A 14289-nucleotide genomic window follows, 5' to 3' on the forward strand; every position below is an offset into this window, starting at 1 on the left:
CCATGCCACAGCCTGAAGAGACCGGCAACGAGGCACACGCCCAGCCCAGCGAGTCAAGCGAGGAGCGAGCACCCGAACGGACGCCGGTCTTGACACTCGTGTCTAGTCCGGGAAATCGGCGAGTACTCGAAGACTGGCTAGCCGATCACGAGGCGTATCGACACGTCTCGCGTGACGCCGACGTCCGTACAGCCGACTTCGAGTGTTGCCTACTCGACAAAGAGATGCTGTTCGAACACCGGGCGGGCCTGCTCGAACGGCAGGCCAGCGAGGGGAGTATCCTGCCGTATCTGTTGCTCGTCCCCGAAGCAAGCCACGGTGAGATGCGGACCCAACTCGAAACCGAGTACCCTGACCTGTGGGCGGCGATCGACGGGCTGATAGACATGCCAATCTCCAAGGATCGCCTGGCAGAGCGGATTGCAACGGTGCTCCGGCTGCGCGGCCAGTCCGTCGCCGTAAATCAACAACGCGAGCAACTCGACGTGTTGAACCGGGTCCTCCGCCACGACATCCGCAACGACGTCCACGTCATCTTGGCCTGGACGGAGAACCTCGGGGAGATGGTTTCGCCCGATGGACAGGAGTCTATCGAGAAGATCCTCCGGGCGGGCAATCACGTCGTCGAACTCACAACGAGCGCGCACGACATCGCGGAGATGATTCACGGCGAAGGATCGCCAGATCTATCGGCCGTCTCCCTCGAACGGATTCTCACGGACGAACTCGAAAAGCGACAGGAAACACACCCAGGAGCCGACATTTCGATGCCCGATCCCCCGAGTCCGGAGACACGCGTTCGGGCCAACGAGATGCTCTCCTCGGTGTTTCGCAATCTGGTCAACAATGCCGTCCAGCACAACGATTCCACGGAGCCAGCGGTCACGGTCACTGTCGAAGAATACGACGATCGCGTCAGCGTCGTGGTTGCGGACAACGGGCCTGGGATCCCCGACGAGCACCAAGACCGACTGTTCAGCGAGGGGAAAGCGGGGATGGACAGTGAGGGGACCGGGATGGGACTGTTCCTCGTCGACCGACTGGTCGAGAGTTACGGTGGCGAGATCCGGATCGAAGACCCAGAGGCCACGGCGGAATCTCCCGATGCGGACGCCGATCGGGGGGCCGTGTTCGTCGTCGAGTTGCCGATGGCTCCCGAGCGGGGCTGAACGGACGGCGGCGACATTTCGGCGCGAGCGGAGCGATAGCCGAACGTCAGGGCAAGACAAACCTATAGGGTCTTGCCGGGAGAATACTAGAATATGTGCGCGGCCGTGGCGAAAAAACAGAGCGACGTCCTCGTGGTCACGGCCGATGAGAGTTTTGCCAACGCCTGTCAGAAGCAGCTACCGAGCCAGGCCGCCCTGGCGGTCGAAACAGTTTCGACGGTCGGGGCCGCGATCGATCGTCTCGTCGCCGAGAACGGGATCGACTGCATCGTCAGCGATCACGACCTGCCAGACACTGATGGGATCGCGTTTCTGGAAGCCGTCCGATCCCAGGCACCGACGCTACCCTTTGTCCTCTTTACGAGCGAGGGCAGCGAGGGGATCGCGAGTCGGGCGATCACCGCTGACGTGACCGAATACCTCATCAAGGACGACCACAGTGGCCAGTGGGCGCAACTCGCAGCCCTCATCACGGATGCGGTCGCGTACCGCCGAGCCCACGCGGAGTTCCGGGAGACGGACATCCACGCCACGGCCCTGCTGGATGCTGCCCACGACATGATCGCAGTCGTCCGCGATCGAGAGGTGGCGTTCATCAACGAAACCGGGCTCGAACTCATGGGACTGCCAGATCGCTCGGCCGTCCCGGACCGATTGCTCTCCCAAGCGTTGTCCGGCCGGGAAGTCGACGACTTCGAGGAGCGACTCGAAGCTGTCCGAGACGGGTCCCAGAGCCTCGATCGAGTCGCCGGGACCCTCACGCAGACGGACGGAACGACCGTGCCCGTGGCGGTGACCGCCACGCACTTCGGGTGGGCCGACGAGCCGGCGACCGTTCTCGTCGTTCGGGACGTCAGCGACCGCGAGCAACGCGAGCAGGACCTGGAACTGAAAGACCGCGTACTGAGCGCGGCACCGATCGGGATCACCATCGCCGACGCAACCGAGCCGGACAACCCACTGATCTACGCCAACGACGCTTTCCAAGCACTCACCGGCTACAACGAGGGGCAAATCCTCGGGTACAACTGCCGGGTCCTCCAGGGACCCAACACCGACCCCGCACGCGTCGCCCAGATCCGCGCGGGGATCGAACGCGAACAGCCAGTTACCGTCGAATTGCGGAATTATCGGGCCGACGGCAGCCAATTTTGGAACCGTGTGACCGTCGCCCCAGTCGAGAACGATGCGGGGGAGGTCACCCACTACGTCGGCTTTCAGCAGGACGTGACTGAACTCCAAGAACGGACTGAACAACTGGCCCACTACAAGCGGGCCATCGACGGCGCGAACGAACGCATCGCGGCCGTCGATACCAACTACGAGTACATCTTCGCCAACCCGGCCTATCGCGAGTTCCACGGCATCGAGGACGATGTGCGAGAGGTAACCCTCCCTGAAGGCATCGGGCAGGAGGCGTTCGCGATCGCTCGCCCGTACGTCGAACGGGTGTTCGCGGGTGAATCGGTCCAGTACCGGACGACCCGAGACGTCCCGGATAAACCCACCCGGACGTTCAACGTCCGCTATCACCCGCTCGCGGATCCATCGGGAGGCGTCGCGGGCGTCGTCGCCACGCTCCAGGATCTGACCGCACAGGTCGAACGGGAGAAGCAACTGACCACACTCGATCGGCTGTTGCGACACAACATCCGCAACGAGTTGAACACGATCCTCGGCCGGGCATCGATGATCAAAGAGGCAGGTGGCACGATCGAACAACAGGCCGAACCGATCGAGCGGGCGGCCGAGCGTATTCTCGAACAGGCCGAGAAAGAACGGGAGATCATCAAACTGCTGACGGCCGTCTCGACGCCACAGTCGATCGACCTCGTGACGATAGTCGAGACAGTCCGGGACACTCTCGAAACGGCCTATCCGGAAGCAACCGTGGCCGTCGAGACACCGGAGTCAGTCACAGTCCAGACGATCGCTGAGATCGAACAGGCCATCGAGGAAGTCATCGAAAACGCCATCGTCCACACCGAAAGCGAGACGCCCAAAGTGACAGTCACCGTCGAGAGAGGACCCGAGACGGTCGAAGTCACGGTGGCGGATCGTGGCCCCGGCATCCCGGCCGAGGAACGGCAAGTGATCCGCGACGACAGTCCGGTCGAGCCGCTACGTCATAGCGCGGGGATGGGGCTGTGGCTCGTCAAACGGATCTGTACGCGGGCCGGCGGGACAGTGCGCTTTGCGGAGAACGACCCGCGAGGGAGCGTCGTCACGCTCGTCATCCCCCGGAGGAACCCATCCATCGATGAGACACAGGTGGGAACGACGATCGAGTCGAACTGACAGGTCGATCGAGCGGTCCGACCGGGAGACGAGCGGGCCATTCCGTTTTCGCCGCTGATAGCCAGGCCAGTAGGTACATGCCCCACGGCGTCGACAGTGTAGCCAATGCCACATCGGATCCTCTGTGTGGACGGCGACACGGACGCCCGGGCGGAGACCGTCGACACCCTCCGGTCGGCACTGACCGACCTCGAAGTTGGCATCGAAGGGGTCGGGACGGTGGCCGACGCCGAGGCTGCTCTCGGGACGGACACCGACGCGATCGTCACCGAGTACGAGCTGCCCGACGGGACGGGCTTCGATATCGTCACCGCGGCTGGAGATATTTGTCCCGACGCCGGGACGATCCTCTATACCGAAACCGATCCGGGGACCCTCGACACGACGGCACTCCGGGGGACGATCACCGAGTACGTCGGGAAAGGATCGGTCTTTGGGAGCGAGCGCCTGGCGGATCTGGTGCGGACGACGATCGCATCCAGACCCCAGGGGTCCTATCCTGTGCCACAGAACGAGGCCGATCGCCTTGCAGCCCTTCGATCCTACGATCTGGAGAACGAGGCACTCATCGAAGCGCTCGATCGAATCACCGACCTGGCGGCCACCCACTTCGAGGTCGAGCAGGCTTCGATCAACCTCATCACCGAACACAGCCAGGAGTTTCTGGCGTGTTACGGGGACGCCGCCGAGTGGGAGCGGATGGATCGAGAAGACTCGATCTGTACGTTCACGATCCTCGAAGACGACGGCGTGATGACCGTCGAAGACGTGACCGAAGATCCCCGATTCCAGTCCCGAGCGGACGCGCTGGTCGACCTCGGCATCCGGGCGTACATGGGTGCAAATCTCGTCACGAAACGTGGCCTCGTCATCGGCCCACTGTGTGTCTACGACGACGAACCCCGATCGTTCACCGCGGCCGACGAGGCGTATCTCACGGAGTTGGCAACCCTAGCGATGGACCTGATCGAGTGTCACGCTCGACTCGATGCGGCCGAGGATCCCGCGGAGGTGGACCGATGAGTGGCGATCCCGACGGCTACGGGTTCGGCGAGCAGTTGCCCATCGAGCCGATCGACCCGGGCTCGACGGTGCTCGTTGCGGGGCCAGCACTCAGCCCGGCCGAGTCACTCGTCAGATCGCTCGTCTTGCAGGCGGCCGAGGACGACGAGGCGTCGCTGTTTATCTCGACGAACAAGACCAGCGAGAAGCTCCTCACGGCGTGTCGACGGACAGACCCGGCCCTGGACACCTCGCTGATGGGTATCATCGACTGTAGTGGCCAGGAGCCAAAGCCAAACGAGACCGACGCTGCGCTCAAATACGTCTCGACCCAGAGCGACCTGACCGGGATCGGGATGAAGTTCTCGGCGCTGTACGAGTTGCTGTACGCCGAGGCCGCCCAGGGCCGCGTCCGGACAGGACTCATCAGCCTCTCGTCGCTCGCCATGTACGTCGACCTGCGGAAACTGTTCCGGTTCGCCCAGACCCTCTCGGGGCGTATCGACAGCGCCGGCGGGCTCGGCGTCTTCGCGATCGATCCAACCACGCACGACGAGCGCACCGTCAACACACTCGGCCAGGTCGCCGACGGCCGGATCGAAGTGCGGGAATACGACGGTGACGACGAAGACATCGACGGGGAATTGCGTGTTCGTGGACTGCCCGAGCAACCCAGCGGCTGGCAGCCGTTTGCGCTGTCCTGATCCGACCCACTCCCCGATTTCGGGACGCTCGTAACCCCATCTGCGCTCGGACTCGGAAACAATCAGCCCCACCGCGTCCTTTTTACTCGCTCCGGGGCTCCCTTTGTGCATGTCCAACGACGACAGGTTCTCCCGCGACAAAGACGCGGACCTTCCGAGCACAGACGTTACCGAGGGGCCGGACAAGGCACCCCACCGGGCGATGTTCCGCGCGATGGGCTACGACGACGCCGACTTCGACTCGCCGCTGGTCGGCATCGCCAACCCCGCTGCCGATATCACGCCCTGTAACGTCCATCTCGACGACGTGGCCGAGACGGCCTGGAATGGAACCGACGAGGCGGGCGGGATGCCCGTCGAATTCGGGACGATCACGATTTCCGATGCCATCTCCATGGGCACCGAGGGGATGAAGGCTTCCCTGATCTCCCGGGAAGTCATCGCTGATTCCGTCGAACTCGTCTCCTTCGGCGAGCGCGTCGACGGCCTCGTCACGATCGGCGGCTGTGACAAGAACATGCCGGGGATGATGATGGCGATGATTCGGACGGATCTGCCGAGTGTCTTCCTCTATGGCGGATCGATCATGCCCGGCGAGCACGACGGCCGGGACGTCACCATCGTCCAGGTCTTCGAGGGCGTGGGTGCCCACGCGACCGGCGACATGGACGACGAGGAACTCGACGAACTCGAACGCAACGCCTGCCCCGGCGCGGGGGCCTGCGGTGGGATGTTCACCGCCAACACGATGGCCTCGATCTCGGAGGTCATCGGGCTGGCACCGCTTGGCAGTGCGTCCCCACCTGCTGAAGAAGAGTCACGCTACGACGTCGCCCGCGAGACGGGTGAACTCGCCGTCGAAGTCATCGAGGAGCGCCGTCGGCCCTCCGACATCCTCTCGCGGAAGTCCTTCGAGAACGCCATTGCCCTCCAGACAGCCATCGGCGGGTCGACCAACGCCGTCCTCCACTTGCTGGCGATGGCCGCCGAAGCGGGCGTCGAATTGGATATCGAGGATTTCGACGAGATCAGCCGACGGACGCCCAAAATCGCCGACCTCCAGCCCGGCGGCGAGAAAGTGATGAACGACCTCCACGAGATCGGGGGCTTGCCGGTCGTAATTCGCCGGCTGCTCGAAGCTGGCCTCCTCCACGGTGACGCGATGACGATCACCGGCCGGACGCTAGCCGAGGAGATCGAATATCTGGAGGAGGCCGGTCGACTCCCGCCCGAAAGCGAGATCGACGCCGACTTCCTCTACTCGATTGACGACCCCAAGGAACCCGAGGGTGCGATCAAGATTCTCACGGGCAATCTCGCCCCAGACGGCGCGGTGCTGAAGGCAACGGGCAACGACGAGTTCTACCACCAGGGTCCGGCCAGGATCTTCGAGGACGAGGAGGACGCCATGGAGTACGTCCAGGAGGACCGCATCGAATCCGGCGACGTAATCGTCATTCGCGGCGAGGGACCGAAGGGCGGACCGGGAATGCGGGAGATGCTCGGTGTGACGGCTGCCGTCGTCGGCCAGGGTCACGAGGACGACGTGGCCCTCCTCACTGACGGCCGCTTCTCCGGCGGGACGCGCGGCCCGATGATCGGCCACGTCGCCCCCGAGAGTTTCGTCGGCGGGCCGATCGGCGCGCTCGAAGACGGCGACACCGTGACGGTGGACATTCCAGAGCGCACGCTCGATGTCGATCTCAGCGACGACGAGATCGAGCGCCGTCTTGCGGACCGCGACGACCCCGAACCGACCTACGACAATGGCGTACTGGCGAAATACCACCGGGACTTCGACTCGGCGGCCAACGGCGCGGTGTCGAATCCCGGCGTCAAGCGGGAGTGATCACTCGAACACGCCGGCCATCACCGCGCGTTCGGCCTTCCGAAGGTGGTCCGAGACAGTGCTGGCTGCACAGTCAAGTCGTGCGGCGACATCGGCCACTGACGCGTCTCGTGGGACGTCGTAATATCCCATCTCGACAGCTGTTCGGGCAACCTCACGCTGACGATCCGTGAGATCGAGGATCCCCTGGGATGGCCCACGATACTCGCCGATCGACTCGACCGTCACGTCGATCGCGTCCGGGACCGTCTCGACCACCGCTTCGAGGGCATCGGCTCGGCCCACGATCCGCAACCGCGTGGTGCCGTCGGCGTCGTAGACCACTGGCGGGACCAACACGACGTGTTTGCCTTCGAAGGTATCGCGCAATCGTCGATCGACGTCGCGCGTTTCGTGTTCGACGTACGCGTAGAACGAATCGTCGTCGATCGGCGTCAGATCGTACTCGGTGACGAACTGTGCGTCCTCGATCGCCTCCCGGTAGGGCTCGATCGGCCCGGCAACGCGAAAGAGGAGGACGTCAAGTTCACTCCGCGAGAAGTTCCAGATCAACAGTTCCGCCTGCTCGAACCTCGACGCTTCCGCGATGAACGTGTGCATCGGGTTCCGCCAGTCGGGCGGTTCCGTGAACGTCACCGCGAGAGATTTCACAAGGGATCGTTGCCACCTGCACTTCAAAGCACTAGTGAATTCGGCAAAACCAGCTTTGCCAGGGTCCACTTCACCCAGGGCATGGGTGCTGTCACGCGGACTGGTCGCGAGCGATCGGGAGACTGGGAGTCTATCGTCGCCGAACTAGACGGAGTGGTCAGCCGCGAGACCCACAGCAACGCCCCCGGGATCGTCGTCCGGGCCGACGCCGTGGCCGCCATCCTCGAAACCCTTCGTGATCGGGCGGGCTTCGATCACTGTGCCTGCGTCACCGGCCAGGAGTACACCGACCGCTTCGAGACGATCTATCACCTTCGGAGCTACGACGACCCAACCCGCGAGCTGAGCGTCGTCGTCCCGACCAGCAGCGACGAGCCGGCAAGCGAATCGGCGGCCGCCGTCTACGAGACGGCCGACTGGCACGAGCGAGAGGCCTACGACCTCCTGGGGATCGAATACGACGAGCATCCCGATCTTCGTCGCATCCTCTTGCCCGACACCTGGCAGGGCCATCCACTCAGAGACGACTACGACCAGACGCAGTCTCAGGTCGTCACCTATCGGGAGAACGTCAATCCGATCCAGAACGATCACGAGCGAAGCAGCGACACGATGTTGCTCAACATCGGGCCCCACCACCCGGCGACCCACGGCGTCCTCCACGTTCAGGTTACCTTGGACGGTGAGCAGGTCGTCGACGCCGAGCCGGATATCGGCTACATCCATCGCTGTGAGGAGCAGATGTGCGAGCAAGGCACCTACCGCCATCAGATCATGCCCTACCCCGATCGCTGGGACTGGGGTGGTGGCGGATTGCTCAACGAGTGGGCCTACGCCCGTGCCGCCGAGGACCTGGCGGACATCGAGGTTCCGGAGTACGCCCAGGTCGTTCGGACGATGAGCGGGGAACTCTCGCGAATGCTCAGTCACTTCCTCGCTGTCGGGGCCTATGCCCTGGACGTGGTCGGGGACTTCACCGCGACGTTCATGTACGCGATTCAGGATCGGGAGCGAGTCCAGAGCCTCCTCGAAGATCTGACCGGCCAGCGACTCATGTTCAACTACTTCCGGCTGGGTGGGGTCGCGTGGGATCTGCCCCAGCCACGCGAAGCGTTCCTCGAAAAGGTCCGGGAGTTCCTCGATTTCTTGCCCGACCGGCTGGCCGAGTATCACGACCTGCTCAGCGCCAACGAGATCCTGCAACTGCGGACGCTGGACACTGGCTATCTCGATCCCGACGTGGCCAAATCCTACGGCGTCACTGGGCCAGTCGCCCGCGGGTCGGGCATCGATTACGACCTCCGGCGGGACGATCCATACGGCTACTACGACGAGCTCGACTGGTCAGTCGTCATCGAGGACGGCTGTGACAACTACGCCCGGCTGCTGGTTCGTATGCGCGAGATCGAAGAGGCGGCGAGCATCGTCGAGCAGTGCGTCGATCTGCTGGCGGACTGGCCCGAAGATGACCGGCAGATCCAGTCGAACGTCCCCCGTACCCTACGGCCCGACCCCGACACCGAGACCTACCAGGCGGTCGAAGCGGCCAAAGGCGAACTCGGAATCTACATCCGGAGCGACGGCACGGACAAACCAGCGCGGTTCAAGATCCGCGGCCCCTCCTTCTCGAATCTGCAGGCCATCCCGGAGATGACCGAAGGCGAATACCTCGCCGACTTCATCGCCACGCTTGGGAGCCTCGATACGATCATGGGCGAAGTCGATCGCTGAGGGTCACTGTGTACCGTCCCGGGTGGCTGCTACCACAACCTGTCCGTAGGCGATCCCGCCGTCCCCCGGCGGTACGCGATCGTGGCCGAGCCATTCCAGGCCGGCCTCACGAACTCGCTCCCGTACGGTCCGGGTGATCGCGTCGTTGTACGCCACGCCGCCAGTGAACCCAACCGTCTCGACGCCCCGTGACTCGGCAACCTCGACAGCCACCTCGGCCAGCCCCTGGGCCAGCGCCCACTGGGCTGTCGCGGCCAGATCCGCCGTAGTGTGATCGCCAGTCATCGCAGCCAGATCACAGAGGAGTTGACTGCTATCCAGTACTCGGTCGCCGTCCCGACTCACGTATGGAATATCGTAGTCGAGCACGTCTCCCTCGACCCCAGTCGCTTCGAGTTTCATCGCCGGTTGGCCCTCGTAGGAGCGTTCGGTACAAACGCCCAGGAGCGCACTCACCGCATCCAGCAATCGGCCCGCACTGCTCGTCGTGGGCGTGTTGACACCCTGCTCGAGTTGCTGGCGAACCGTCGTGGCGTCGCGCTCGCTATCGACGCCATCCCGTTCGACCAGCAGTTCGTCGATCCGCTCGTCGTCCTCAAGGAGACTCGCCAAGATGCGTGCCGGGCGCTCGATCGCGGCCGTCCCGCCGGGGAGTTCGAACGTCGAGAGACCACCAGCACGCTCGTAGTCTGTGAGCGTTGCGTCGAGTACTTCCCCGCCCCAGATCGAGCCATCCGGTCCGTAGCCCGTCCCGTCGGCGGCGATCACGACCGCCCGGTCGCGTTCGTGTTCGGCCAGCAGCGAGGCGGCGTGGGCGTGGTGGTGCTGGACGCGAATCGGCCCCGCGAGGCCCTCGTCGTCGACGTAGGCCTTGGCTTCCCTTGTCGTCAGAAAGTCCGGGTGGGCGTCACAGGCCACGACGTCGGGGTCGGTGCCGAGCAGGTCCCGGAGATGAGCGACCGTTTCCCGGAGGTACTCGACCGTCTCGGGGTTGTCGACGTCGCCGACGTACTGGGAGGGGATCACGTCGCCGCCCTGGGTCAGGGCGACGGTCGCGTCGAATTCGGCTCCGAGGGCGAGGACGTCACGGTCAGTATCGGCAGGGAGGGGAAGCGACTCCGGGACCCACCCGCGGGATCGACGGACGAAGCGGCGTTGTCCGCCCGAGAAGCGAGCAACACTGTCGTCACACCGCATCACGATCTCCCGGTCGTGGACCAGGGTAGCGTCGATCACTCCCGCCAGATCGGCCAGGATCGATTCCCGGTCGGTTGCCATTGGGACACCGGGCATGTTGGCGCTAGTCATCACGAGAGGTCCCGCAACGTGATCGAAGAGTCGGTGGTGGAGCCCAGCGTAGGGCAACATCACGCCAACGGTGTGCAGCCCGGGCGAGACCGCAGCGAACCAGTCGGGCCGCCCGTCGGCCACGCCGTCGAGCAGCAAGATCGGCCGCCGAGTATCCCGCAGAGCCTCGCGTTCGGCCCCCGAGACGCGAGCGAACGTGTCAATCGTCTCCAGATCGGGAGCCATCAGCGCAAACGGCTTCTCGGGGCGACCCGTCCGCTCACGGAGGTCCGCGACGACGGCGGGATCACTCGCGTCACAGACCAGATGCGTGCCGCCGATCCCCTTGATCGCGACCAGATCGCCGTCACGGAGTGCCTCGCCGGCTCGGGCGATCGCATCCTCGCCGGCTGCCAATCGGGTCCCATCGTCGGCAAGCAGCGACAGCGACGGCCCACACGCGGGACAGGCGATCGTCTGGGCGTGATACCGGCGGTCGCTGGGGTCCTCGTAGTCGTCGCGACAGTCGCCACACAACGGGAACGCGTCCATCGAGGTCCGCGGGCGATCGTAGGGCAGTTCGCGAATGACCGTATATCGCGGCCCACAGTCGACACAGGCCGTCGCCCAGTAGTCGTGAAATCGCGAGTCCGGATCCCGGAGGTCATCGAGGCAGGCGTCACACATCGCCGTGTCCGGCGGAATCGTGCCCGAGCCGCCCGTCGAATCCGTCGAGGTGACGATCTCGAAGCCTTCGAGACCCGTTGGATCGTCACGCTCGACAGTGATAGTCTCGACCCGGGCCAGCGGTGGCGGATCCTGCCGGAGCGTCGTGAGGAACGACTCGATGGCAGCGGCCGAGCCTTCGAGGACGATATCGACCCGGCCGTCGCCGGTGTTTTTCACCCGACCGGCGAGACCCGCATCAGTTGCCGTCCGGTAGACGAAGGGCCGAAAGCCGACCCCCTGGACGACGCCAGTCACTGAAACGGTCGCTCGGCTTCGATCGGTCATTGGCTCGTAGAGGGCGGTCCGGCCTGTTGAATGTGCCGACCAACGTCTTCGCCCCCAAAGCGTGACACCCCACGGCCGGTCCTGACGATAGTTCAGTACGTTTAACTCCACGAGCCCACAATTAGATGTAGAGTGGATGAAATAGATAATCGCAAATATTGGCTCGTCGCGATTTTCGCCTTCGTCGGCCTCGGGGGCGCGATGATCCAGGCCCGCGGGGCACTCATCCCCACATTCGAAGGGTACTTCGGCGTGAGCAAGGGCCAGCTGGGCCTGGTCACACCGGTGGGGACCGTCGGGTTCGTCGCCGCGATGGTGTGGCTCGGCCCCGCCAGCGGTCGGGTCGATCTCCGGCAGTTTCTGCTCGGCGGTGGTATCCTGACGGCGATTGCCCTGGTGTTGATCGGTCTTGCCCCGACGTTCACCGTGTTGCTGGCCATGGTCGGCGTCCGGAGCTTCGGCATCGGGATCTTCAGAGCACTGGATCGGCCGACGCTCAGTCACCTCTTTCCCGACTCCAGGGCCCGAATCTTCACCCTCCAGGAGATGGCGTGGGCGGTCGGGGCAACGACCGGGCCGTTGCTCGTCACGGCCGTCCTGTTGCAGTTTTCCTGGCGACTTACGTACTTCGTGCTCGCCGCTCTTACCGTGCCGGTACTCGTCGTAGTCTGGCGGCTGGAACCGCCGGCGGGAACGGTCAACGAGAAGTCCTTCGCGCTGTCGGACATGCGCTCGGTGCTTGCCCATCCGAGCGTCTACGGAATGGTCGCGGCGATCGTCCTGGTCGGCGGAATCGAGAGTGCCTTTTTCACCTGGTTGCCCTCTTATGCCGGGGAGATGTTCTCCGATGGGGTCGCAAGCATCACGCTATCGATCTATCTGGTCTCCTATATTCCGGGCCGATTGGCGTTCAGTCGCCTGGGCGAACGCTACCGGTTTACGGATCTATTGGTCGGTGTCACTGTGGTGTTGACCGGGTTGCTATACGCGGCGTTCGTCCTGGCTGAGGGCCCGGAGTTGCTCGTGCTCATCTTCGCGATCGGCTTTCTGGTCTCGGGACTGTACCCGACGCTGATTTCACTGGGCATCGAGTCGAATCCCGCCTATACCGGCCCAGTAAATGCGATCGCGAACGTCGCCACCCAGGTCGGGTTCTTCACGGTTCCGGCGGCAATCGGCTTCCTCGCGGAAGGCTCGACGATCCAGCAAGCGATGCTGGTCCAGATTGGACTCGCCGGCCTCCTTGCGATCGTCTTGATTGGACTTCGCCTCGGACCGGTCGAGGATGGCTGATTTCACGCTGAAAATTGCCGGCTTGCGGAGTAACTTCCAAAGGCTGGCAATACAGTTCGTTTAACCGATGAAACCAATTCGAACCAAACAATGAAAAAAGAGAACAATAAGAAATATTGGATTTTGGCATTGTTCGCGTTCGTCACGCTCGACGGAGCCCTCATCCAGGCCCGTGGGGCGCTAGTGCCGACGTGGAAGGAGACGTTCACGACAAGCGAGACGTTCCTAGGGTTAATCACGCCCGTGGGGACTGTCGGGTTCGTCGCTGCGATGGTCGTCTTCGGGTCGGCCAGTGGCCGGATCGACATCAAGCGAGCCCTGTTGGCCGGCATCGCAGTGACGGCCGCCGCAGCGTTGTTGATCGGTGCCTCACCGACGTTTCTGCTGTTGCTCGCGTTCATCGGCCTCCGAGGTTTCGGGACGGGGATCTTCCGGTCACTCGATCGGACGGTACTGAGTCATCTCTATCCCGAAAGGCGCGCTCGCATCTTCAGTCTCCACACGATGGCGTGGGCGATCGGCGCGACGGCGGGGCCGCTGCTCGTCACGGCGGCGCTGTGGCTCTCCGGGTGGCAGTTGACGTACCTGGTGCTCGCGTTGCCACTCGTCCCGATCTTCGTCATTCTCTGGGGACTCGATCGGCCGGCAACGCTGGCTAACGAACAGTCCCTCTCGCTGGCCGACGTTCGGGACTTGCTGGGCGAACCCGGCATCTACGGGATGGCCCTGGCCTTGCTGTTCGTCGGGAGCATCGAGAGCGTCTTCTTCCAGTGGTTGCCGTATTACGCCACTGAATTGTTCTCCCGGGACGTTGCGAACCTGACACTCTCGATCTACCTGGCAGCCTACGTCCCCGGCCGCTTTGCGTTCAGTCGGCTGGCCGAACGCTATCGATTCACTGATCTGGTGGTCGCTGTTGGGGTCATCCTCGTCGGCTCGCTGTACGCCATGCTCGTACTCGCGGAGGGTCTCGTCGTATTAGGGCTCGTGTTCGTGATCGGCTTTTTCGTCTCCGGACTGTTCCCGACGCTCATCTCGATGGGGATCGAGTCTCGTCCGTCCTTTACTGGCCCGATCAACGTCGTGGCCAACGTCGCGGCCCAGACGGGCTTTTTCATCGCGCCCGCGACGGTCGGGATCGTCGCTGATGCGACCTCGATCGGGACTGCGATGCTACTCCAGATCGGACTGGCCGTCGTGCTGACTATCGTGGCGCTTGGTCTGAAAGTCGGGCCACTTGGTAGCCGCCGATCGACGGCGTCCGAGTAGCCACTATCGTTCGGAGCGAAAC

10 protein-coding genes are annotated in these 14289 nt (G+C 63.8%); 8 read left to right on the forward strand and 2 right to left on the reverse strand.

Annotated elements, in window-relative coordinates; genetic code table 11:
• Positions 1-2 precede the first annotated feature (2 nt).
• The 5 genes from FR699_RS07620 to ilvD all read left to right on the forward strand — a co-directional run bounded on the left by FR699_RS07620 (position 3) and on the right by ilvD (position 7022).
• A complete protein-coding gene (locus FR699_RS07620) occupies positions 3-1169 on the forward strand; it encodes a HAMP domain-containing sensor histidine kinase (protein WP_158855058.1) in 1167 nt (388 codons plus the stop codon).
• Between the two features lie 93 nt (positions 1170-1262).
• Positions 1263-3467, forward strand: coding sequence for a PAS domain S-box protein (locus tag FR699_RS07625; protein ID WP_158855059.1), 2205 nt, complete (start codon positions 1263-1265; stop codon positions 3465-3467).
• 105 nt (positions 3468-3572) lie between these two features.
• Positions 3573-4490 carry a GAF domain-containing protein gene (locus FR699_RS07630; RefSeq protein ID WP_158855060.1) on the forward strand — a complete coding sequence of 306 codons (918 nt, stop codon included), beginning with the start codon at positions 3573-3575 and terminating at the stop codon, positions 4488-4490.
• Positions 4487-5173 (forward strand): hypothetical protein, encoded by a 687-nt coding sequence (locus FR699_RS07635; RefSeq protein ID WP_158855061.1) that lies wholly within the window; start codon positions 4487-4489, stop codon positions 5171-5173. The genes FR699_RS07630 and FR699_RS07635 overlap by 4 nt, the downstream gene beginning before the upstream one ends.
• 109 nt (positions 5174-5282) lie before the next feature.
• On the forward strand, positions 5283-7022 hold the full coding sequence (ilvD, locus tag FR699_RS07640; protein ID WP_158855062.1) for a dihydroxy-acid dehydratase: 1740 nt from the start codon (positions 5283-5285) through the stop codon (positions 7020-7022).
• On the opposite strand, the gene FR699_RS07645 is transcribed toward ilvD, so the two are convergent.
• On the reverse strand, positions 7023-7673 hold the full coding sequence (locus FR699_RS07645) for a helix-turn-helix domain-containing protein (protein ID WP_154551042.1): 651 nt from the start codon (positions 7671-7673) through the stop codon (positions 7023-7025). It lies immediately after the preceding gene.
• 81 nt (positions 7674-7754) lie between these two features.
• Here FR699_RS07645 and FR699_RS07650 point away from each other — a divergent pair, with 81 nt between their 5' ends.
• Complete coding sequence (locus FR699_RS07650; RefSeq protein ID WP_158855063.1) at positions 7755-9404, forward strand: NADH-quinone oxidoreductase subunit D; 1650 nt, start codon at positions 7755-7757, stop codon at positions 9402-9404.
• Positions 9405-9407: 3 nt separating this feature from the next.
• On the opposite strand, the gene hypF is transcribed toward FR699_RS07650, so the two are convergent.
• Complete coding sequence (gene hypF / locus FR699_RS07655; protein ID WP_158855064.1) at positions 9408-11705, reverse strand: carbamoyltransferase HypF; 2298 nt, start codon at positions 11703-11705, stop codon at positions 9408-9410.
• A 132-nt stretch (positions 11706-11837) separates the two neighbouring features.
• Here hypF and FR699_RS07660 point away from each other — a divergent pair, with 132 nt between their 5' ends.
• Together FR699_RS07660 and FR699_RS07665 are read left to right on the forward strand one after the other, a co-directional pair.
• Positions 11838-12998, forward strand: coding sequence for a sugar MFS transporter (locus FR699_RS07660; RefSeq protein WP_158855065.1), 1161 nt, complete (start codon positions 11838-11840; stop codon positions 12996-12998).
• A gap of 90 nt (positions 12999-13088) precedes the next feature.
• Positions 13089-14267 (forward strand): sugar MFS transporter, encoded by a 1179-nt coding sequence (locus tag FR699_RS07665; protein ID WP_158855066.1) that lies wholly within the window; start codon positions 13089-13091, stop codon positions 14265-14267.
• Positions 14268-14289: the final 22 nt, after the last annotated feature.

Origin of the sequence: Halorhabdus sp. CUG00001 (assembly GCF_009797925.1) — an archaeon.
In the GTDB taxonomy this organism is placed as follows: domain Archaea; phylum Halobacteriota; class Halobacteria; order Halobacteriales; family Haloarculaceae; genus Halorhabdus.